Raw genomic sequence first — 23187 nt, 5'->3', positions numbered from 1 at the left:
ATGCTACATATCGGAGATAAGAAGTTTGAATCAAGACTATTTACCGGAACCGGAAAGTTCGCCAATAGCCACTTAATGGCTGAGGCGATACAAGCGTCAGGTTCTCAACTTGCAACTATGGCCCTCAAGCGTGTAGATGTTAACGATCAGCAAGACGACATCTTAAGACCCTTGGTTGAAGCTGGAGTCAGTCTACTACCAAACACTTCAGGCGCCAAAAATGCCAAAGATGCGGTGTTTGCTGCCCAGCTTGCTCGAGAAGCACTAGGAACCAATTGGTTGAAGCTAGAGATTCACCCTGACCCAAAATACTTAATGCCAGATCCTATCGAAACACTCGCAGCTGCAGAGCAGTTGGTTCGTGAAGGGTTTATTGTTCTACCTTATTGTCATGCTGATCCAGTGTTGTGTAAACGCTTAGAAGAGGTGGGGTGTGCCGCGGTAATGCCATTAGGAGCGCCAATCGGTTCGAATAAAGGCATCGTCTCCCATGACTTTTTAGAGATTATTATTGACCAAGCGAACGTTCCTGTTGTTGTTGATGCCGGTATCGGTGCACCTTCGCACGCTGCCCGTGCGATGGAAATGGGTGCAGATGCCGTATTAGTAAACACGGCTATCGCCGCATCGAACAATCCGGTTGCTATGGCGAAAGCATTCAAGTTAGCCGTTGAATCTGGTCGAATGGCGTATGAGTCTGGTCTGGCCGGCAAGGTCTCTCACGCAGTGGCTTCGAGTCCACTCACTTCATTCTTAGATGAGATGTAACAAATCGACGAGGATTAGCTATGAGTTTCGTGGACCAGTTTAACAAGCTCAATTGGGATGATATTTCGATGTCGATCTATGCCAAAACAGCGAGTGATGTTGAACGCGCATTGAATAAGCCAAAGCGTGATTTAGAGGACTTTAAGGCTCTTATCTCTCCTGCTGCAGAGCCTTATCTCGAGCAGATGGCACAGTTGTCGTATTCACTTACGCGCAAGCGCTTTGGCAATACCATGTCTTTGTACATACCATTGTACCTATCGAACCTATGTGCCAATGCATGTACCTACTGTGGCTTTTCGATGGAAAACCGAATTAAGCGCAAGACACTCAACCGCGATGAGATCTCTGCTGAAATCGATGCTATTAAAGCAATGAAGTTTGATAGCGTGTTGTTGGTAACCGGTGAGCATGAAACCAAAGTAGGGATGAAATACTTCCGTGAAATGGTGCCAATGATTAAGGACCAGTTTAACTACCTTGCGATGGAAGTTCAGCCTCTCGACCAGGAGCAATATGCAGAACTTAAAACTCTAGGCCTCGATGCTGTGATGGTTTATCAAGAGACCTATCATCCATCTACCTACGGCGAACACCATCTGCGTGGCAACAAAACAGACTTTGAGTATCGCCTTGATACACCTGATCGTCTGGCTAAAGCAGGCATCGACAAAATTGGTATCGGAGCTTTGATAGGGTTGGAGGAGTGGCGCACTGACTGTTTTTATGTTGCGGCACATTTGGATTATTTGGAGCGAACGTATTGGCAAACGCGTTATTCGATCTCATTCCCACGTCTGCGTCCTTGCGAAGGGGCTTTGCAACCTAAATCAGTGATGACGGACAAACAGTTGGTACAGTTGATTTGCGCTTATCGTTTACTCAATCCAGAAGTTGAGTTGTCATTATCGACACGAGAAGCCCCTGCATTTAGAGATAATGTGCTTCCTCTTGGTATCACTTCAATGTCTGCCGCATCGAAAACTCAACCTGGGGGCTATGCGATGGATGATGTTGAACTGGAGCAGTTTGAGATCAGTGATGAACGTAGTGCAGCTTCGGTAGAGGATATGATCCGTGCCAAGGGTTTTGACCCTGTATGGCGAGATTGGCACTCAGCATATTCTGGTTAATCAATATAGATAGTGTTTCACGTGAAACATAAATCAGAACAAACAAAACTTGATAGGTTACCCAAAACAAAAGGCTCTCAGATGGAGAGCCTTTTTATATATTTAGCAACAGTGGTGTTAGCTGTTTATGAGTGTGCTACTGGCAGAGTCGCTGCACGTAGCCACTCTTTCACATCACCTTCGACTAAAGGACTGATGTCATCCCACACTTTCTGATGGTAGTCGTTTAGCCATGCTAGTTCCGGACGCGTTAGCATATCGACATTGATGTTGCGCTGGTCGATAGGACAGCGTGTTAGTGATTCAAATGACAGAACAGGGAAGTCACCTTGAGTTGGCGTTTCAACCACGAGCTCTAGGTTCTCGATACGAATACCAAAGGCATCCGCTCTGTAGTAACCAGGCTCATTAGATAGCACCATACCTTCGGTTAGCGGTACATCAATTTGCTTCTTCGAAATGCTCGCTGGGCCTTCATGAACACTTAGGAAGTGACCTACGCCGTGACCTGTGCCGTGATCGTAGTCGTAGCCTTCAGCCCAAAGGTGCTGACGAGCTAGAGTATCGATCTGGTAACCACGTGTACCTTTCGGGAAGCGAGCGCGAGCCACACCAATATGACCTTTCAGTGCCAAAGTGAATTGCTTGATCATCTCTGGTGATGGTTGGCCGATCGCAATGGTACGAGTGATATCGGTTGTACCATCTAGGTACTGACCGCCTGAATCGACAAGGTAAAGGGTATTAAGCTCAAGTTTACCTGGTTCAGGTTGATTCTCATGATTGTAGTGACACATTGCTGCGTTACCACCGGCTGCAGAAATAGTATCAAAGCTTAAGTCCATCAGTGTTGGATCTTGCTGACGGAAAGCCTCTAACTTATCAGATAGCGTTGCTTCATCGTGTAGGTTACCTGCAGCAACTTCGGCATCTAACCAACATAAGAACTGAGTCATAGCAACACCGTCGCGAACATGACATGCTTTCATACCCGCGATTTCTACCGCATTTTTTGCCGCTTTTGGCATTAGGCATGGATCCGCTTTGCTGACTACATTAGCGCCCGAGTTTTGTAACACTAGCTTAAACCACGCATTACTGGTTGCTGGGTCCACAAGAACATTTTTGCCTGTTAGCACTTCTAAACGAGATTGAAGTGCTTCTGGGTGGTGAACAGTAACATCCGCTCCAACATGCGCAGCGAATTCAGCTGGGATGCGTGCTGGGTCTAAGAAGAACTCAACGCTAGAATCAGAATGAAGAATTACGTGAGACAGAAGAACAGGTAAGCGTGATACATCTAGGCCGCGAACATTGAGCAACCAACATATAGAGTCTAGTGCAGTGATAACGGCACTATCAGCTCCTGCTTTTTTTACAAGTTCTGCGATCTCGTGACGTTTGCTTTCGCTTGATTGACCAACTGCGTCTGTTGGCATTAGGCGTACTTCAGAAACAATAGGAGCAGGGCGGTCGCTCCACAGCTCATCGATAGGGTTGCTTTCCAAGATTTTAAGTTCAATGTCATTAGCTAGTTTAGCTTGGGCAACATCTAACCATGCTGAGTTGTGCATTCGAGGGTCTATAGCAACAGATGCACCTTGAGCCAGCTGTTCTTTGATCCAATCAAGAGCAGGCTCTTCAATCAGGTGACGATATTCGAAAAGTTCGGCAGGTACCTGTTTTCTCACTTGTACCGTGTAGCGACCATCGACAAACATTGCAGCTTTGTCTTTGGTGATAACAGCAGCGCCCGCAGAACCAGTAAAGCCTGTTAGCCAATGCAGGCGCTCATTGTGAGCCGGTACGTATTCACCCAAGTACTCGTCTTCGTGTGGGACAAGTAGGGCATCAATATTGTGTTTTGCTAGCCATTCGCGAATTGCATTCACGCGGCTTTGGGTATCGTTATGCATCTGTGTTTATTCCTTCAAATTATCGCTCCTTGATGCTCAGGTGTGGGTGTTGTATCCATCTGCTTGCAGCAAGACATGGGTCAACTGAACAAGGTCGATATATCAATTGAGCTGGAATACAACTGGCCATAGATGAGCCAAAAAGGACTATCAACAGCTAAGCTACTCATTTTATCGCAAGAGAGCAAACGGCGTACGTCATTTTTATCTAAGGTGTAGGGTTTTTTCTTTGATGATATCTCGCAACCAAGTCAGTGCTGGGTCATTCTCTCTGTCTCTATGCCAGAACAGAGTGTATGCCATCGGAGGAAACTCCAAGGGCAGTGGTACCACAACGAGATCCATCTGTTTTGCAACAAGATAAGTAAAATGACTCGGAGCGGTGAAGACAAAATCGGTGTAAGTACACAGACTTGCCGCACTGTTGAAATCGGGAACCGAGATGGCGATATCACGCTGTCGGCCAATGTCCGCAAGTTTATAGTCAAGCAACCAGCGATCGTTGCCATCGCATCTTACTTGAACGTGCCTTTGTGATAGATAGGTTTCCAGGTCCCAATTTTGTTCAAGCGCTGGGTGGTTACGCCTCAGAACACACATCTGAGCGTCTCGGTAGATCTCTTGTTCACAGATATCATCGGGTGGCAGCATGGTGAGCCGCGCGTCATTAATGTCGATGTCTTTCCCGGTTAAACCGATATCGAGTTCGCCAAGCTGAAGCTTTTTGAAAGTTTGCTCTGACCAAGCGTGCGTATTGATGTTGACGTGTGGTGCTTGTTGGAAAATGGCTGGCAGAAAGTGCGGTAGGATAAGTGGGTAGACACTCTCAACTGCGGCAATGTGGAAGCTGTGATCGCTATTGTAAGGCGTGAACGTTTCGGGTTGTGTCAGCACTTCAAGTTGGTTAATCAGGTTTTCCAAACGCGGCTTCAGAAATACCGCTTTGGGCGTCGGGCGCAGACCATGAGCGCTACGTGTAAATAGTGGGTCGTCGAATTGTTCTCTTAATTTTGCCAATGATTTACTGACTGCCGATTGACTAAGACAGAGCCGATGGGCTGTGCGGGTGACACTAAGTTCTTCAAGGAGAACCTGCAAGCAAACCAGCAAATTGAGATCAATTCGAGATAATTTTTCGAGATTCATAAGATTTTCCATATGGGAATAATGGTAATGAGTATAAGCCATTTTTGTTCATATCTTTAGTTGGTTATGATTCTCACCATCATTTATCAACTAGGAAAATCTCGTGTCTGTGCATTCATCCCCGAGTAAGTTGCAAGTAGCATTATTGGCAATGCTTGTTCTTTTTAGTCCATTGGCTATCGATATCTACTTACCAGCTTTACCTCAAATTTCAGAGACGTTCCACGTGGAACATGCATTAGCTCAAGACACCATTACCTGGTTCCTATTCGCGATGGGCGTTGGTCAACTATTTGCTGGCCCCCTAGCGGACAAATTAGGTCGCCGAACTGTTGCCCTTGGCGGTATCAGCATCTATGCAGTGAGCGCTTGCTTGGCGTGGGCCGCTCAGTCTATTGATATGATGTTGATGGCTCGACTGCTTCAAGGATTGGGGGCGTGTGCAACCTCCGTTGCTGCGTTTGCAACAGTTCGCGATCTATTTGGTCCTGAAAAAAGTGGCAAGATGATCAGCTACCTAAATGGTGCTATCTGTTTTATTCCAGCGTTGGCACCTATTTTAGGAAGTTGGCTAACCCAAGAGTTTGGCTGGCGATCCAATTTCAGCTTTATGGCTGGGTTTGCAGTGATTGTCGGTGCGATTCTGTTTTTCCAGATGAAAGAGACCAACCCTGCGACAGAGAAGGTTGCGGTATTTAAGTTTGAGCGTTACTGGTCAGTACTTAAAACGCCATCGTTTATCTTCCATGCTTCGTTGTGCTTGATGGCAATGGCTGTAATCTTAGCTTATGTAACATCTGCGCCAGTGGTGTTGATGGAAAACCTAGGCTTGAGCATGAACGAGTTTACTTTCTGGTTTGGTATTAATGCAGCGTTCAATATCATTGCGGCATTCACGGCACCTAAGTTCATGGATCGTTGTGGCACCTATAAGACACTGGTAGTGGGTATTCTTTTGTTGGGCTTAGCAGGCGTATTGATGTTGGTATTGGCAAACCAAGCGACAGCATTATCGTTTATGTTCCCAATCTTCTTATCTTCAGTTGGTTTTGCATGGATTCTTGGCGCATCTGCTGGTAAAGCATTAGAACCATTTGGTGATCGAGCGGGTACAGCCGCTGCGCTGTTAGGTCTGTTCCAGATGAGTGGTTCTGGCTTGTTGGTAGGTACTATGCAGCGACTGCAATTAGAACCACAAGTGATGATTGCATTGCAGATGTTCCTGATTGTTCCAGCACTATTTGTACTGTTTGGTAAGGCTGGAAAATCGTGGCATGGCGTCCTTAAGCAGGCGTAAGTCAATTGGATGACAAATTATACAGATGGACAGTTTCTCCATCGTTAAAACATGGTATATTTATCGTTCATTAAAATGTGAGTATCACAACGGATAATACTGTAATGTCATTAACAACCTACGAAATGGCACGTGTCTTAGAACAAATGGAAGACGCCCCTGAAAAGGTCATGTTTGGAAAATTGCTGAACGAGCTTGGTAACCAAAGTGGTGAGCGTATTCGCAGCGCTGCAAAGCAGGTTCCAATTAACACACTACGCGATATTGTGTTCCAATTTCAGAGTGTGATTGAAGACCGTAAAGGTGAACAAGTTCAACTGTTAGCAAAAGAGATGGTAGAGCAAGGCATTTCTGCAGAAGATCTACAGGCATTTCTGCAGAAGATCTACAGGCATTTCTGAACAAGTAATGGTGTGATGTTACTTGGTAAATAAAAAACCACTCGAATGAGTGGTTTCAGATTGCTGACGAACCCCACTTTTTGAAGTGGGGTTCTCTTTTTCGAGCGGCCGTAGGCCGCGATCGCGATATTTTTTTATTATGCGAAGTTTGGAAGAGCCCAACACTTAAATTGGCATCTAGACGCCATAATTTGACGTATTTGGGACATATTTAGCCCTATTTTTTGTAAATAGCTCACCACCAAGGCTATCTTCTTGATGTTTTGAGCGGCAGCTGCCAACCAACATTGCATTTGCACTTTCGAGAGCCCGCGGAAGCGGGCATAACGGTGACCATGGTGCTGCTTAGCGTCGGCGAAGCTCCGCTCTACCGTCTCACTTCTTCGCCTATACGTCTTTTTCCATAAGGTGAGAGCCGCATTTGGTTGGCTCTATCCATCGCGTCCGTATAGATATGTCTTGTAATGACTTTCTTTATATTTTTACTTTGCGTACAGTCATCTCTCATTGGACAGAACGCACACTCTTTCGGGTCGGAGTGATACTCACGATACGCATCTCTAGACGTTGTTTTATAGATGAGCTCTTGACCGTTAGGGCAGCGGTAACTGTCTCGCTCTCCATTGTAGATGAAGTGCTTTTTCTTGAACGCATTCTTTGTTCTCGATGGTCTGCGATAACCGAACACGCCTAAGATATTTCGACGCTCTAATGACTCAGCGACTGGCGCAGTGAAGTAGCCCGCGTCGAGTCCAACGGCGATTGGATTAAGGTTAAATTGCTCTAGGGTATAGTCCAGACGCTTCACATAAGGTTGAGAGTCATTGATATTACCTGCTGTGACATGGGTATCTAAGATAATGCCATGCTGTCCATCCACTGTACGGTGGTCGAGATAGAAGAAGCCTTGGGGCTTATTATCTCGAGTCATGAAGCCACTTTCCGGGTCGGTAGTACTCGTTTTGGTGCTCTTAGTTTTAGGCTCAGCGGTACGTGACTTTAGAGGTTTCTTACCCTCTTTCTCTCGGTCTAGCGCGACATCTTCATCGAGCATATCAAGATAAGCACTGGCGCGAACCTTAGTCACTTTGTTCGTGTGCTTATTTTTGTTGGCATTGGCTTTTAGGTGCGTGCTGTCAGTAAATAGTTCTTGGCCTGCGACCAAACCTTTCGCCATTGCCTGCTCTACGATATTGATAAAGATACGCTCAAACACATCGGTACCATTAAAGCGGCGAATACGGTTTTGGCTGAGTGTCGATGCATGGATAACTTTCTCTGTCAGTGACATACGCAGGAACCATCGATAAGCGACATTGACTTCAATCTCTTTCACGAGTTGTCGCTCGCTTTTTATTCCGAAGAGGTAACCAAGCAGGATGATTTTAAACAGGCGTACAGGGTCAACAGGTGGGCGACCGTTGTCTTTACAGTAGAGGTGAGCGACTTCATTACGGATAAACTCGAAGTCGATGGCTTTATCTATCTTACGAACTAAATGGTTCTGAGGAACGAGCTGTTCCATGGTGACCATTTCGAGTTCATATTGTTGAGGTGAAGGCTCTTGAAGCATAGTGAGATATCCATATTTCGATACCCCTATTAGATCAAAGGTCTAGCTTGAAAGCTAGACCTTTGTCAGCAGTCTGAAACCACTCGAATGAGTGGTTTTTTTGATCTTGAGGAGCAGTGGTTAGCCTCGGAATTGTCGTTTTAGGATGTGGTCTAGTGAGAATGGACCTGCACCCCATACAATCACAATCAGTATCATCAGCCCCCACAGTTGGTGGTCGTAGAAACCTTGCTCCCAAAGTACTGGGTAAGAGACGACTGCAATCACGTTGAAGGCGAATAAGACAACCGCCATAGGTCGACTTAATAAGCCTAATGCAATAAACACTGGAAGAATCAATTCGGCAGCTGTACCCAGATAAGCCGCCATTTCCCATGGAATGAGCGGGACTTGATATTCAAGCTCGAATAGAAACAGAGTGCTATCCCAAGTGGCAATCTTGGTCAGCCCAGAATTAAAGAAGACCCAAGCAACCCATAGGCGACAAAACAGCAGTAACGCTGGTACAAACAGGGCCTGGAACTTATCAACGAGGCTATCGTACTGAGCCATCATGTTGGTCACGGTGTCGTTATCCATTTTATTTCTCCTATTTACCGCTAATAGAAAATCCAGAGATGATATTGAGCGCCAAGACATCATTAAGATGGGCTAGCAGTGTTGGGTCGATATCAGCGAACATTTGTTGGGCTTGGAAGGCTTGCAGAAGCTGAAAGACTTCTGACGTCACGATATGAGGCTCCAAGGTATGGTTATTTATTTTCTGTAAGACAGCAAATTCCGGTTGGGCGATATTGAGTCCGTCGAGTTGGTTATTGATGATGGCTTGTTCTAAAGTCAGCACTTGATAATCGAAGTTGAGCAAGACAATGTCTGGAAGCAAGTGAAACACCAACTCAGCATGATGATGCTCTGGAATTGCAGAGAGAGCCGCCAGTGGATATTGTCCTGTCGTCGCTGGTTTTGATTCGGCACGCATTAGCGCATCTTTGTGCCACTCGTACTGAATCATGTTTGTCAGGTAAGGAGCGGCTTCGACAACCGCTGGAAAGTGCTTAACGACCTCATCAAAGCCTTCTCCGTACTCTGTTATATCACCCGATTGAGGTGGCGTACTAAGCACATGATGACGTGCCAATTGGGCGAAACACTCTTCACCAACCAAGGCTTGGACAAGAGGATAGGTAGCCGCAAGTACATCACTCACACCAATAACATAGTTGTTACGATAGATTTGTAGCCTCTGGCTATCTGAGAAGTGATCGCTAACGACCTGACACAGTGAATCATCACCTCGATAACGGAGCGCATCACCAAATGCTTGTTGTATTTCAGCTAAGAAACTCATGATGCTTGGCCTCGTAATGACTCTGCACTTTGATAGTGATGCAGTAGGTGGCTGGCTTTTTCAGCTTCATTAAGCAACACCTCAGGCTCTGGGATATCTAGGTCCCATTCGATCAATGTATGCCGCGCGCCGTGTGTCATAAGCCATTGTTTGTAGAGTTGCCACACTTCATTACAAACCGGCTTACTGTGGGTGTCTATCCATATCTCACCATCTTCTAGCTGCTTCTTAGTAAAACCAGCAAGGTGGATCTCGTCCACTGCATCGGCCGGAATTCCCTCGAGGTAGTCGTCACAACTGAGTTGATGATTAAACGAAGAGACAAAAATATTGTTGAAGTCGAGCAGCAATCGGCACTCAGTTCGTTTTTGAACTTCAGCAAGGAACTGCCACTCTGGAATTGTCGAGTGTTTGAATGCCAGATAGCTCGAAGGGTTTTCAATCAGCAAGGGCCTTTGCAGAGCATCCTGAACCTCGAGTACATTGCGACAAAACACATCGAGTGCTTCTTCGGTATAAGGCAGTGGCAATAGGTCATTGAAATGATAGCCACCGGTTTGGCTCCAACTTAGATGGTCTGATACTAAAAATGGCTGAATGTCGCTGATTAGGCGTTTGAGCAGGAACAAGTGCTCCTGACTGATACGCTCCACAGAACCCAGTGATAAACCTACGCCATGGCAGCTAATCTCATGGTCCTGTCGAATCGCCCTGAGTTGTTCAGTTGCTTTTGCATGTGGGGAGAAGTAATTCTCACTGTGGATCTCTAACCAGTCGACCTTATTAGAGTTGTGGCTAAAATAATCTAAGTGAGGTGTTCTTAAACCCACGCCTGCCAGCGGGTGTAGAGGATGAGCCACAGGTATTCTCCTTAGGTGGGTGGAACAATCCAGGTGAGCTGATGAGCATGCTCACCTGGTTGATAGCGGGTATTACGAAGATTGAGTACTACCGCCAGCAAGCTTGTCACAAAGCCCTTTAGGTACGACAACGAATGCATCGCTTTGGTTATCTTCTTTTGCTGTACCAGCACATGAGCTTGTTTTAGTCGCACAGTCATTTTGACCAGCTTTAGACACGCCATAACACTTCTCTTTCGCTGCCGCTTCTGCCGGAGCTGAAGTTAAAACAGTACCACCAAACGCTAGTACACTTGTGATTGCAGCGGTTACAGCAAGATTAGAATTTTTCATAGTCATTCCCTCTAGACTTAATTGTTATTTACATTGAGCAGGTTAAGGTTTTGTTAACTTGCTTAGTAAAAAGGATAGGAAGAACGAAGAAATAATTTCAAAACAACCGAAGAAATATAGAAGTAAGTGATGCATTAAGGGGTAAGGTTATGATTATTAATAGCTTATTTTTGGATGTTTTTTCTTCTTATTCTCCTAAACTGCGCACTGTGTTTAGGTTATAATCAACTTTTATGTATAAATACCCAGTAGTGAGCAAACCCAAATGATTGATCCTTCGCTTTTACTCGATGGCCTCAACGACAAGCAGCGTGAGGCAGTGGCTGCACCCTTAGAAAATTTGCTGATCTTAGCGGGAGCAGGCAGTGGTAAAACGCGAGTGCTGGTGCACCGTATCGCATGGCTGCAAACCGTAGAGCAGGCATCGCCGTTTTCGATTATGTCGGTGACCTTTACCAACAAAGCGGCCGCTGAAATGCGTGGTCGTATTGATGAGCTGATGATGGGTAGCTCTTCAGGTATGTGGAACGGCACCTTTCACGGGATTTGCCACCGTGTTTTACGCGCTCACTACTTAGATGCAAAATTACCAGAAGACTTCCAAATCATTGACTCTGATGATCAGATTCGTCTATTGCGCCGCTTGATTAAAGCGCAAAATCTCGATGAGAAGCAGTGGCCAGCGAAACAGGCTTCTTGGTGGATCAATGGCAAGAAAGATGAAGGCTTACGTCCAAGCCACATCGATTCCTACAATGACCCAGTCACCAAGACCTGGCTTAAGATCTATGCCGCGTATCAGGAGGCGTGTGATCGTGCGGGCTTGGTCGATTTTGCTGAGATCTTGCTGCGTTGTCATGAACTTCTGCGTGATAAGAAGCACATTCGTGAACACTACCAAGCGCGTTTCAAGCATATCTTGGTCGACGAATTTCAAGATACCAACAACATTCAATACGCATGGCTGCGCATGATGGCAGGTCCTGACTGTCGAGTGATGATCGTCGGCGATGATGACCAATCAATCTACGGCTGGCGCGGTGCTAAAATTGAGAATATCCAAAAGTTCTTAGATGAGTTTCCAGGTGCCTCCACCATTCGTTTGGAACAGAACTACCGCTCTACCAAGACCATTTTGCAAGCATCGAACGAATTGATTTCGAATAATACTGAGCGTATGGGTAAAGAGCTGTGGACAGATGGTAACGATGGTGAGCCTATCTCGGTTTATTCGGCTTACAACGAGCTCGACGAAGCTCGCTTTACGGTGAGCAAAATCAAAGAGTGGCAAGATAAGGGCGGTGCTCTGAATGATACGGCGATGCTTTATCGTAACAACGCCCAGTCTCGTGTACTTGAAGAAGCTTTGATTCAAGGTGGATTGCCTTACCGTATCTACGGCGGCATGCGATTCTTCGAACGTCAGGAGATCAAAGATGCACTGAGCTATCTGCGATTGATGTCTAACCGCAATGATGACGCAGCCTTTGAACGTGTGGTGAATACGCCAACGCGCGGTATGGGTGATAAAACCCTAGAGACCATTCGCTTTGCAGCGCGTGACCGTGGCGCGACGATGTGGCAGGCGAGTATCGCACTTCTTGAAGAACAGGTTTTGGCGGGCAGAGCTGCGGGGGCATTGAGCCGATTTATCGAGCTTATCAACGCACTGGAAGACGATACTCACGAGATGAGCCTGCATGAACAGACTGACCACGTGATTAAGTCGTCTGGCTTGTTTGCTATGTATGAGCAAGAAAAAGGCGAGAAATCGAAGGCACGTATTGAGAACTTGGAAGAGCTTGTGACGGCGACTCGTCAATTCGAGAAGCCGGAAGAGGCCGAAGAGATGAGTCTGTTAACGGCATTCTTGACCCACGCAGCACTGGAAGCGGGTGAAGGTCAGGCTGATGAGTTTGATGACGCTGTTCAATTGATGACTCTGCATAGTGCTAAAGGTCTTGAGTTCCCAATGGTGTTTATGGTTGGTGTCGAAGAAGGAATGTTCCCGAGTCAGATGTCTGCCGAAGATGCGATGCGCTTGGAAGAGGAGCGTCGTCTCTGCTACGTAGGTATGACGCGTGCAATGGAAAAGCTCTATATCACCTACGCAGAAATGCGTCGCCTGTATGGACAAGACAAGTACCACAAGCCATCGCGATTCATTCGTGAACTGCCTGAAACTTGTCTTGATGAAGTACGAATGAAAGCACAGGTGAGTCGCCCAGCAAGCAGTGGTCGCTTTGGACAAACCGCAGTCAAAGAGAACTTCAACGAAACTGGTTTTAGCTTAGGTTCACGTGTTAAACACCCTAAGTTTGGTGAAGGTACCATTATCAACTTTGAGGGCAGTGGTCCACAGAGCCGAGTTCAGGTGGCCTTCAATGGTGAAGGGATCAAATGGCTGGTGACTGCTTACGCTCGTTTAGAGAAGCTAGGCTAAACGCTAGACAGATTTGAAAGAGTTGATGAAAAGCTGCCTTTGGGTGGCTTTTTTGTGAGCGATACTTAGGTTGAGTGTCCAGAAAGGCGATAAACAGCAGATAAAGAAAAACCCCGAGAGCTTGCGCTCATCGGGGTCTATAGTCTTACTCGCAGCAATCCGGCTACTAAGTGTGCTCCATGCATCTAATCCATGATAGTGTGCTGTTATCCTTCAGCGTATTCCTTTCGTCGCCTTCCTAGCGGTGTCCTTGATCTTATCCTGATCTGCCAACAATCCTCGTTAGCGCGCGTCACTTGTTCCTTGAGCGGTGTCCCTTACATCATCCTGATGTTCAGTCCTTTCCTCGTCCAGAGGTGTCCATTGTCTTTCCTTAGTAGCAACCATCCTAGTTACTATTGCGTCCATTCAATGTCCAATTTCGCTATCCGTGCCGATTATTCATCCTGAGTAATCGAATCTTCATCCTGAAGATAACCAAGTCCTTGGTGTTTTCCTGTTCCGTGTCAGCATCCTTCCGACACCATTCATATTACCGATCCCCAATTTATCAGCAATGGTCGAAACTCAAATTTCTTACAGTAATATTGATGGTAAAATATACGTATTGTTTTATTTCAATTGCTTAGGTTCTGTTGTTACTAGTTTTCTTAGTTAAATATCGATATATACTCACTGCTTTGTAAGAGATCTCTCACAAATCAGCGAGTAAAAAGGCGTAATAACCGACTATTTACCTATCGCTGCACCTTCACGACGAGGGTCTGCTGCCCCCTCTAAACCATCTTTCGTGATGCGAATAGCGTGTAAGCCAGAGTTAAGATCGCGAATATTGACTTCAAATCCCATCTTTTCTAGCTCAGGTTTGAAGTTTTCGGCTGAGGTGCCTTTTTCTAGGTCTAAGGTGCCAAAACGATTTAGGAAGTGTGGTTGGTTGATCGCTTGCTGAATATCCATATCCCACTGTGTGTGAGCGATGATTGTCTGCGCAACATAACCTATGATGCGGCTGCCACCCGGAGAGCCAATCGCCATGTAAGGCTTGTCATCTTGCATAATGATGGTTGGCGCCATCGAAGAGCGTGGACGCTTGCCCGGTTCTAGGCGGTTAGCAATAGGCTTACCATCGTTATGAGTTTTGAATGAGAAGTCGGTTAATTCATTATTAAGTAGGAAGCCTCTCACCATTAAGCGCGAGCCAAACGCATTCTCAATCGTAGTGGTCATGGACACGACATTGCCATCGCTATCGACGATATTGAAGTGGCTGGTGGAAGGAAGCTCAATCGAGATATCTTGGCTTCTTTGCATCGCGTGATCCCAAGGTGGGGTACCTGATGGCGCGCTTTCCAATGCCTTTCCTGCAGTGATGAGCTGCGCACGTTCTTTAAGGTAGTCAGTGTTTACTAACCCTTGAGTTGGCATTGGTACGTAATCTTGGTCTGCCATGTACATACCACGGTCTGCAAAGGCTAGGCGAGAAGCGTCTGCTAACACTTGCCAAGATTTTGCATCGTTTGGTCCCCAAGATTTGAGATCAAACTGCTCGGTCATCGCTAAGATTTGACCGACGGTGAGGGCACCTGAACTTGGTGGTCCCATGCCACAGATATCGTAGCTCTCATAAGCGGAACATACTGGTTCGCGTTGCTTGATGGAGTACGCGTCGAAGTCTTTTTGCGCTAAGACACCGGGGTCCCCCTTGGCGGTTTGTACTGTTTTGATGATATCAGCAGATATTTCACTTTGATAAAACGCTTTGGCACCGTTTTTAGCAATGGCCTCTAGTGTTGCGGCGTACTCTGGGTTTTTAAGAAGAGTTCCTGCGCTCTTTGGGCTGCCATCGGCATTAAAAAAATAAGCTTTAGTGGTGGCAAAGCGGCTAAGGCGCTGTTGATCATTGGCAATCAATGTCGCTAAGCGCGGGCTGATGGTAAAGCCTTTTTTCGCTAACTGAGCGACGGGCTCTATCAATGATGCCCACTCCAACTTGCCGTATTTCTGGTGAGTATCCCATAACAATTGAACAGTACCCGGTGTGCCCACCGAACGGCCACCAACAACGGCATCGTAAAATTTAAGGGGCTTTCCATTTTCGTCTTGGAACAGGCGAGGTGTTGCATCTAGTGGTGCAGTCTCGCGGCCATCGTAGGTCTTTAGCTGTTTGGCTTCGTTATCAAAATAGACAAGGAAGGCACCCCCACCAATTCCAGACGATTGTGGTTCAACCAAGCCAAGCATTAGCTGCACCGCAACCATGGCGTCTACTGCGTTACCACCACGCGCAAGTACGTCAGCGCCTGCTTGTGTTGCCAATGGGTTGGCTGCTGTGACCATCCAATCGTTGGCTTTGACGAGTTGCTTGGTTTCTAAACCACTACTTTGTTCTGGAGCGACGGAATCGGCAGCTTGATTTGCCCAACTGACGTGAGAGGCAAAAAGTAGGGTAGAAGTGGCGAGGGTTGTTAGTTTTGTTTTCCACTGCATGATCTTCTCCTTTTCATATGCAGAGCTAGATTGGCAGTGGAAACGATATTTAGCCAGTACGTTGTTAACGAATTGTAATCTTGATTCTAATTTAGGCGATCAATGATGAAGCTGATTGCCATAAGATACTTAAACCTATCATGCTAAATAGTACACCACACAAGCCGTCAATATAGACGGTCGCTTCATGCAGCTTTTTCTGAAGTGCTTTAGTAGAAAGCATCCAAGCCAATAGTGAGAACCAAAATAGCGATAGACCAAACAGGATTAGTAGCGCAAAACCTTTGCCAGACAGAGACATATCTGCAGGGACTAAGCTCGACATCAAGCTGATAAAAAACACTAACGCCTTTGGATTGAGGATGTTAGTGGCAAAGCCTTTAGAGAAAGCCTTACGTTTGTTGGTCAGAATAAGATCTTTAGAGTTGAGCGCTTGATTGTCGTCATCATGGCTTTGAATCGTTGCCCATGTCGCTTTAAGAGCACCGTAGCCTAAGTAAAGTAAGTAGCTACCACCGGCTAACTGGATAATCGCAAATAGAGTTGGTTGCTGGTGGACCAGGTAACTGATACCCGTCAGGCTCAGCAGTGAGTGAAGTAAGATCCCGCACGATAAACCTAGCGCGATGTATAAACCTGTCTGCCTACCGTGGCGCGTGGCATTTTGGACCACAAGCGCAAAGTCTGGGCCGGGGCTCATTAAGGCAATAAAATGAATTGAGGCTAGGGTGATAAGGATGGTGATTTCGTTCATTGTCTAATCTCGATAACGCTTAGCTAGATTCTAACTGTTGTTGGTATATGGGTTAGCTTACCTAGATCTCACACAGAGCAATTGTAAATAATCAACACTTAGCTAATTTGTGAGGGCGGAACGCCAAAGGTTGTCTTGAACGCCTTTGAAAAGTGAGCTTGGTCGTAGAAACCAACCTGATGCGCTACTTCAGTACCACACACTCCTGATTTGATGAGCCTCATGCTCTGCTCCATACGCAAACGACTTAGCCAAGCGTAAGGTGTCATGCCCATTTTGTTCTTAAAGTGGCGTTGGAACTGCGTGGTTGATAGGTCACATAGTTCAGAAAGCTGTTCTAAACGTACTGGTTGGTCGAGGTTTTCCATTAAGTACTCTTTCAGTGTTTCGATAGATTGATTACCTAATTGAGTTTCGGTTTTGGATCCAAACTTGGCATAACGATCCACAATCGTCGAAAACCCTTCAAAAGGGAGACAATCTTGGGCGAGTTGACTGATATTTTGATTGATGAGCAAGCCATGCAGGTTGCGCAGTTGTGAAAAAGTGGCGTGATCAGAAAGGATCAGCTCCGAAAAGCTCAATGTGTGACCGTTTTGGTCGGGATCCGCAAGATCTTGAAACCATTGAGGAGATACTGAGAACACGCTTACCTGATAGCCTGAATCCAGTTTTGAGTGACCATCATGCAGCTCATCTGGTGGCATAATCACGACCTGACCCGCTCCCACATGATGGCTAGTCCCCTTATAGATGAATTTTTGCTGCCCTTGGGTAATCAAACCAATGTGAAAGTCCAAATGATAGTGGCGCTGAAAGGCAAACTCTTGGTATTGAGCTTGGATCAGGCTGATATCTTCAGTGGGGGTTGAGTAGTAGTGGACTTTATCCATGGTGTAAAAAAGCTTGGTTAAATTATCATCAATCCAACCAAGCTTATCTCTGTATTTCTAAATTGTCTTGTAAAAAACGATCACATCACTGTTGAGTGCGTTTGCTTTTTTTGTTGTGGCGCAGCCCATCAAAGCTGAAGATCACCAGTGCGCCCCAAATGAAGGCAAAGGTGACGGCTTTATCTGTCGTAAAGGCTTCGCCATAAATGAGAACCGCTAACAAGAACATCAAGCTTGGGCCTATGTACTGGAAAAAGCCGAGTGTCGATAGCTTGAGTCGTGTTGCAGCGCCAGTAAAACACAGCAGAGGTAAGGTTGTAACGATACCAGCAGCGATCAGCAGCAGGTTGAGCGCTGCTGGGTTCGCCGCTAAGTCCGATGTTGCACTATCCGCGATAAACAGCAGGTAGATGGCAGCAGCAGGTAGCATCACTAAGGTCTCAATAAACAGGCCGGTTTGTGCTTCGAGGCTGACTTTCTTTCTTAACAAGCCATAGAAACCGAATGAGAAGGCGAGAGCAATCGCTACCACAGGGATAGAACCGAACGCGACAATTTGAATTAAAACACCAATCGTGGCTAAGCCAACCGCAAACCACTGTAGCTTTCTGAGACGCTCGCCCAAAAAGATCATACCAAGTACCACATTAATTAACGGGTTGATGTAATACCCTAGACTGGCGTCGAGCATGTGGTTGGCGTTGACCGCCCAGATGAAGATTAACCAGTTGGCACCGACCAATAGAGAGGTGGCAACCAAATAAGTCATTTTCGGCTTGGAGGTCAGTGTGTCGCGAACATTTCGCCAGCTGCGGCCAAGGTGTAGTAGGAAAGCGAGTAAGAAAAAAGACCAAACTACACGGTGACTCAGGATCTCTAACGGAGAAACCTCACTTAACGATTTGAAATATATAGGCGCAATGCCCCACATCGTATACGCCCCAATCGCAAGCAAAATACCTTGGCGTGTACGCTGTTGTTGTTCTGGTGTCATGAATTATCTCTGGCACAGAGTGCTTATGAATAAGATTTATAAAGAGAGTTGGTCAGTATAGGAGCGTTAGACTGTTTCACCTAATAATTTGCGGTTTTATTCACCACCATTCCCCTCTACAATGTGTCGCCTCGCTTTACTGCTGAGCGAGCTTATTTAACCCCGCGATTAGGATACCCAATGACCGCTACTTTGATTGCAGAACAAACCACCAATACCACCATCAGCGCTCAAAGCGTGCTTGAGGAGGTGTTCGGCTATCAAGAGTTCAGAGATGGTCAGCAAGAGGTGATCGATATGGCGGTGTCCGGGCAAGATAGCTTAGTGATTATGCCAACCGGTGGTGGTAAGTCGCTCTGTTACCAGATTCCCGCGTTAGTGCGTGAGGGGCTCACATTAGTTATCTCGCCACTGATTTCGCTCATGAAAGATCAAGTGGACCAACTCAAGGCCAATGGTGTGGCGGCGGAGTGCATCAACTCCTCAATGCCACGTGAAGAGCTAATTTCCGTCTTCAATCGCATGAACTCAGGCCAATTAAAGATGGTCTACGTTTCACCTGAGCGCGTATTGATGCGTGATTTCATTGAGCGCCTGCAAGGTTTACCATTATCGATGATCGCGGTGGATGAAGCGCACTGTATCTCACAATGGGGTCATGACTTCCGCCCAGAATACGCATCACTTGGTCAGCTTAAACAGTATTTTCCTCATGTCCCTTATATGGCATTGACGGCAACCGCCGACGATGCGACACGTAAAGACATTATTCAGCGCTTGCAGCTGGTGGATCCTCACACCCACTTAGGCAGCTTTGACCGTCCTAATATCCGCTATAACCTGGTAGAGAAGCACAAACCGGTTTCTCAAGTGGTGCGTTACCTTGAAACCCAGCGCGGTAATTGCGGCATCATCTATTGTGGTAGCCGTAAGAAAGTAGAGATGGTTACCGAGAAGCTGTGTAATAACGGTATTCGTGCTGCGGGCTATCACGCTGGTATGGATACGGACGAACGCGCTTATGTTCAAGAAGCGTTTCAGCGTGATGATATTCAGATAGTCGTAGCGACCGTAGCCTTTGGCATGGGTATCAACAAACCCAATGTTCGTTTTGTGGTGCATTTCGACATCCCAAGAAACATCGAGTCCTACTATCAAGAGACGGGTAGAGCAGGGCGTGATGGTCTACCTGCCGAAGCGATGATGTTGTACGACCCAGCAGATATGGGTTGGCTACGCCGTATGTTGGATGAGAAAGATGACGGCCCGCAAAAGCAGGTCGAAACTCATAAGCTTAATGCGATGAGTGCCTTCGCTGAGGCGCAAACCTGTCGTCGTCAGGTACTACTTAACTATTTTGGTGAGTATCGTGAAAAGCCATGTGGCAACTGCGATATCTGCCTTGATCCACCCAAGCACTTTGATGCGACCGAAGAAGCGCAAAAAGCGTTGTCATGTGTGTATCGAGTAAACCAGTCCTTTGGTATGGGATATGTGGTTGAAGTGATGCGCGGTATGCAGAATATCCGCGTTCGTGACAATGGACATGACAAGCTTTCTACTTACGGTATTGGTCGTGACCACAGCCATGACTACTGGATCAGTATTTTCCGTCAGTTAATTCATAAAGGGTTGTTGTTCCAAAACATTACCCGCAATTCTACGTTACAGCTGACTGAAGAAGCGCGCCCGCTGCTACGCGGAGAAATGACACTAGAATTGGCAGTGCCACGTCTGGATACGGCTGCACGCAGCGCGAAGTCCGATAAACTCAGCAGTAAGAACTACGATAAGAAGTTGTTTGCTAAGCTGCGCAAGCTACGTAAGTCGATTGCCGATGAAGATGGCTTACCGCCTTACGTTGTCTTCAGTGATGCCACGCTGATCGACATGGCGGAAATTTTGCCAACCTCTTACGGTGAGATGCTAGCAGTGAACGGTGTTGGCCAGCGTAAACTTGATAAATATGCCGATCCGTTCCTTGATTTGATTCAAGAACACATTACTAACCACGGTTAAAGACACCGCCAATCTATAGATAGAGAAGTAAAATGGAATTTGGACTGAGAGAATATCTGGCTGAAGAAGGTCGACTGCTAATTACCACGCCAAGCTTTGACTTTGACACCTTTCCGGAATTAGGAGAGAAGCTCGTTGCGCTGCTTTCTGCCAGTGTGATTGAGAAGCAGTGGGATGCGGATATGCACTCTTGGCTGGTGGATTTTGAAGGGTGTCAGTTGTTCCTGAAGTCAGAACATTACAGCGAGTCAGTTTGGTTTGAGTCTCTGAGCCCAGAGGCGAGTCGAGAAGAGTTCGATTATCTGGCTTCTCTGTTTAAACGTGGCTTCTAATTCTACTCCCACGGAATCACTACTGAAATGAAGAAATGTTAGGGATAAACGTTTGCGTTTATTCCTCTTATTGCAGTCAAAATTGATTAATGTATAATCGCCCGCCGCTCAATAGAGCAAAGTTAAACAGATTTTTTATTCACATTATTGGTAAGAGCCTTGTTCATGATAAATGAATAAGTCACTCGATTTGGGTTCCCTCACCCCCAAACCAAACTAAAAAGGTACCGCATGAGTAACTTTACCCCTGCGCAACAGCGCAAAGCTCTAGCCCTGCTAGTTCTATTCCACCTGATCATTATTGCATCAAGTAACTACCTTGTTCAGCTGCCTTTCACCATCTTCGGTATGCATACCACATGGGGTGCGTTCACTTTCCCGTTTATTTTCCTAGCGACCGACCTGACCGTACGTATTTTCGGTGCTCAGTTAGCGCGTAAAATCATCTTCTTGGTGATGCTACCCGCACTAGCAGTATCGTATTTCTTATCGGTTGTGTTCTTCGAAGGTCAGTTCCAAGGCTTTGCACAGCTTGGCGAGTTTAACTTGTTTGTGGCTCGTATCGCAGCAGCAAGCTTTATGGCGTATCTGCTGGGTCAGATTCTTGATGTGCACGTATTTAACCGTCTGCGCCAACTGAAACAGTGGTGGATTGCACCAACATGCTCAACCTTATTCGGTAACGCAATTGATACCATCGCTTTCTTTGCGATTGCTTTCTATCAAAGCCCAGATCCGTTCATGGCTGAACATTGGACTGAGATTGCTCTGGTGGACTATGGCTTTAAGTTGGTGATCAGCTTAGGTCTGTTCGTACCGATGTACGGTGTACTACTGAACTACATCGTGAAGAAACTGACATCGGTTAACCCTAGCTTTAAAGCAACTGGCGTGAACGCTTAGGCGAAGTATTGAATCACTGTATCAACGGTGAATTAGATAAACAGAGGCCCTCGAATGTGAGGGCCTTTTTAGTATAAATCGCAATTAAGCCGGTTATGATTCAGCAATGGTTAGCGGCCAGCCAATGTCGGTTTGACGGTTGGCTTCAATCTCTAGCTCGGCTGCGGTAAGCGGATTACTCGCAAGCCACTGCTGATCGATAGTTACAGTTAAGTTATCGCCATCGGCAGAAAGCGTCACTTGTGGCTCAAGCTCTGGGTTACGACGGTGAGTTAACAGAATAGCCAGTCTCAACAAGCGCAGTACACGCTTAGCGCTGGTACCTGAAATTGCATGTTGCTCTGGTAATGATGTTAACTGCTCGCGGTAACGACGGCTTAGCTCGCCAAGGAAGTGCTTCTGTGCGCGAGTAAAGCCTGGCAAATCGAGATGCTGAAGTAAGTAAGCGCTATGCTCACCACCCTTTTTAAAGTCGATAGTGAGACCAATCTCGTGCAGTTTGGCGGCGGTTTGTAGCATGACGAGAGCTTGAGGCTCTGCAATCCACTCACTGCTACCAGCCTGTTGGTAAAGAGACTCAGCCAACTGAGAAACTTGCTCAGCGTACTGGGTATCCATCTGGTAGCGAGATTGAACACTCGCAATCGTACGTGCACGAATGTCATCTTGACGCAGCTCATCGACCATCTCATAGGCTAGGCCTTCACGCAGTGCGCCCCCGGCCAGTGTCATTGAGTCGATCTCAAGCAGTTCAAAAATCGCAATCAGAATAGAAAGGCCACTTGGGAATACCAAAGCGCGCTCTAGAGTGAGACCTTCGATCTCTAGTTCTTCTAAACGTTCGGCGATCATCGCTTGCTTTTGCAGACGCTTAAGCTTGGCATGAGTGATCACCTCATCCATGCCTTGCGCTAGCATGATCTCTTGCAAAGCTTGTACTGTGCCACTCGCACCCACACACACATCCCAACCTAGCTTGGTGTAGCTCTCTAGGATTGGCTCTAGTGTCGCTTTGGCAGCGTCAATTGCGTGCTCAAAGTTGCTTGCCGTCAGTTGGCGATCTTTAAAGTGGCGCTCCAACCATGTTACGCAGCCCATTTTCAGGCTAGTCAGTGCTTTGGCTGAGAAACCTTCACCGATGATCATCTCGGTACTCGCGCCACCAATATCGACCACTAAACGACGACCGCTGCCACCCGAGGTGTGCGCTACGCCTTTATAGATAGTCGCAGCTTCTTCTTCACCAGAGATAACGTTAATGTCGTGACCAAGGATCTGATTCGCTTTCTCTAAGAAAATATCCACGTTGGTTGCGGTACGCAGGGTCGCAGTACCGACAATGCGGATGTTTTCAGTAGGAATATCTTGAAGTCGCTCAGCAAAGAGACTCAAACAATCCCAACCTCGCTGCATAGCCTCTAAGCTAAGAGCATTATTTTCATCTAAGCCGGCAGCTAAACGAACTTTGCGCTTAATCTTAGCCATGGTTTGGACGCTGCCATCGATATGACGCACAACGAGCATATGAAAACTGTTCGACCCGAGGTCGATAGCAGCGTATAGCGGGGGTGACACTGTTTGAGTCAT

General features: G+C 46.6%; 20 protein-coding genes. 8 read left to right on the top strand and 12 right to left on the bottom strand.

Annotated elements, in window-relative coordinates; all coding sequences use genetic code 11:
• Both AC6I7V_RS13655 and thiH read left to right on the top strand, forming a co-directional pair.
• Nucleotides 1–768 carry a thiazole synthase gene (locus AC6I7V_RS13655; protein WP_498011041.1) on the top strand — a complete coding sequence of 256 codons (768 nt, stop codon included), beginning with the start codon at nt 1–3 and terminating at the stop codon, nt 766–768.
• 20 nt (nt 769–788) lie between these two features.
• Entirely contained in the window at nt 789–1901 is a 1113-nt protein-coding gene (gene thiH / locus AC6I7V_RS13650; protein ID WP_255229594.1) for a 2-iminoacetate synthase ThiH, read from the top strand.
• Between the two features lie 125 nt (nt 1902–2026).
• On the opposite strand, the gene AC6I7V_RS13645 is transcribed toward thiH, so the two are convergent.
• Both AC6I7V_RS13645 and AC6I7V_RS13640 read right to left on the bottom strand, forming a co-directional pair.
• Nucleotides 2027–3817, bottom strand: a complete 1791-nt coding sequence (locus AC6I7V_RS13645; RefSeq protein ID WP_498011040.1) for an aminopeptidase P family protein — start codon at nt 3815–3817, stop codon at nt 2027–2029.
• A 204-nt stretch (nt 3818–4021) separates the two neighbouring features.
• A complete protein-coding gene (locus AC6I7V_RS13640) occupies nt 4022–4963 on the bottom strand; it encodes a LysR substrate-binding domain-containing protein (protein ID WP_255229596.1) in 942 nt (313 codons plus the stop codon).
• Nucleotides 4964–5114: 151 nt separating this feature from the next.
• On the opposite strand from AC6I7V_RS13640, the gene AC6I7V_RS13635 reads away from it, so the two are divergent.
• Both AC6I7V_RS13635 and tsrA read left to right on the top strand, forming a co-directional pair.
• A complete protein-coding gene (locus AC6I7V_RS13635) occupies nt 5115–6260 on the top strand; it encodes a multidrug effflux MFS transporter (protein WP_255231784.1) in 1146 nt (381 codons plus the stop codon).
• 104 nt (nt 6261–6364) lie between these two features.
• Entirely contained in the window at nt 6365–6661 is a 297-nt protein-coding gene (gene tsrA, locus AC6I7V_RS13630) for an H-NS-like global regulator TsrA (protein WP_498011039.1), read from the top strand.
• Nucleotides 6662–6798: 137 nt separating this feature from the next.
• Here tsrA and AC6I7V_RS13625 read toward each other — a convergent pair.
• From AC6I7V_RS13625 to AC6I7V_RS13605, 5 genes are all read right to left on the bottom strand, one after another.
• Nucleotides 6799–8234, bottom strand: a protein-coding gene (locus tag AC6I7V_RS13625) for an IS1182 family transposase (RefSeq protein WP_498010782.1) whose coding sequence is annotated in 2 segments (ribosomal slippage) — nt 6799–7061 and nt 7061–8234 — 1437 coding nt in all. Because the reading frame shifts where the segments join, the coding sequence is not laid out codon by codon here.
• Between the two features lie 120 nt (nt 8235–8354).
• Nucleotides 8355–8813, bottom strand: coding sequence for a DoxX family protein (locus AC6I7V_RS13620; protein WP_498011038.1), 459 nt, complete (start codon nt 8811–8813; stop codon nt 8355–8357).
• 10 nt (nt 8814–8823) lie between these two features.
• Nucleotides 8824–9585 carry an HvfC/BufC N-terminal domain-containing protein gene (locus AC6I7V_RS13615; RefSeq protein WP_498011684.1) on the bottom strand — a complete coding sequence of 254 codons (762 nt, stop codon included), beginning with the start codon at nt 9583–9585 and terminating at the stop codon, nt 8824–8826.
• The gene (gene bufB / locus AC6I7V_RS13610) at nt 9579–10442 is read right to left on the bottom strand and encodes an MNIO family bufferin maturase (RefSeq protein ID WP_498011037.1); all 864 of its coding nucleotides are present in this window, start codon (nt 10440–10442) and stop codon (nt 9579–9581) included. Before bufB ends, AC6I7V_RS13615 begins: the two co-directional genes overlap by 7 nt.
• 72 nt (nt 10443–10514) lie before the next feature.
• The gene (locus tag AC6I7V_RS13605; protein ID WP_255229599.1) at nt 10515–10775 is read right to left on the bottom strand and encodes a BufA1 family periplasmic bufferin-type metallophore; all 261 of its coding nucleotides are present in this window, start codon (nt 10773–10775) and stop codon (nt 10515–10517) included.
• 265 nt (nt 10776–11040) lie between these two features.
• Between AC6I7V_RS13605 and uvrD the strand changes: the two genes are divergently transcribed.
• A complete protein-coding gene (gene uvrD, locus AC6I7V_RS13600) occupies nt 11041–13218 on the top strand; it encodes a DNA helicase II (protein ID WP_261882271.1) in 2178 nt (725 codons plus the stop codon).
• 729 nt (nt 13219–13947) lie between these two features.
• Here the strand turns inward: uvrD and ggt are convergent.
• The 4 genes from ggt to rarD form a co-directional block, all read right to left on the bottom strand.
• Nucleotides 13948–15705, bottom strand: a complete 1758-nt coding sequence (gene ggt / locus AC6I7V_RS13595; RefSeq protein WP_498011036.1) for a gamma-glutamyltransferase — start codon at nt 15703–15705, stop codon at nt 13948–13950.
• A gap of 91 nt (nt 15706–15796) precedes the next feature.
• Nucleotides 15797–16459 (bottom strand): LysE family translocator, encoded by a 663-nt coding sequence (locus tag AC6I7V_RS13590; protein ID WP_498011035.1) that lies wholly within the window; start codon nt 16457–16459, stop codon nt 15797–15799.
• Nucleotides 16460–16557: 98 nt separating this feature from the next.
• Nucleotides 16558–17352, bottom strand: coding sequence for a helix-turn-helix domain-containing protein (locus tag AC6I7V_RS13585; RefSeq protein WP_498011034.1), 795 nt, complete (start codon nt 17350–17352; stop codon nt 16558–16560).
• Nucleotides 17353–17437: 85 nt separating this feature from the next.
• Nucleotides 17438–18346, bottom strand: coding sequence for an EamA family transporter RarD (gene rarD / locus AC6I7V_RS13580; RefSeq protein ID WP_498011033.1), 909 nt, complete (start codon nt 18344–18346; stop codon nt 17438–17440).
• A gap of 180 nt (nt 18347–18526) precedes the next feature.
• Between rarD and recQ the strand changes: the two genes are divergently transcribed.
• From recQ to AC6I7V_RS13565, 3 genes are all read left to right on the top strand, one after another.
• Nucleotides 18527–20365 (top strand): ATP-dependent DNA helicase RecQ, encoded by a 1839-nt coding sequence (gene recQ, locus AC6I7V_RS13575; RefSeq protein WP_498011032.1) that lies wholly within the window; start codon nt 18527–18529, stop codon nt 20363–20365.
• A 32-nt stretch (nt 20366–20397) separates the two neighbouring features.
• Complete coding sequence (locus tag AC6I7V_RS13570) at nt 20398–20697, top strand: DUF3630 family protein (RefSeq protein ID WP_032552265.1); 300 nt, start codon at nt 20398–20400, stop codon at nt 20695–20697.
• Nucleotides 20698–20928: 231 nt separating this feature from the next.
• Nucleotides 20929–21600, top strand: a complete 672-nt coding sequence (locus AC6I7V_RS13565; RefSeq protein WP_498011031.1) for a 7-cyano-7-deazaguanine/7-aminomethyl-7-deazaguanine transporter — start codon at nt 20929–20931, stop codon at nt 21598–21600.
• Nucleotides 21601–21693: 93 nt separating this feature from the next.
• Here the strand turns inward: AC6I7V_RS13565 and gppA are convergent, their stop codons facing one another.
• The gene (gene gppA, locus AC6I7V_RS13560; RefSeq protein WP_498011030.1) at nt 21694–23187 is read right to left on the bottom strand and encodes a guanosine-5'-triphosphate,3'-diphosphate diphosphatase; all 1494 of its coding nucleotides are present in this window, start codon (nt 23185–23187) and stop codon (nt 21694–21696) included.

The organism is Vibrio sp. KUL70 (genome assembly GCF_059725515.1).
This window is presented reverse-complemented; position numbering and strand designations above follow the sequence as displayed.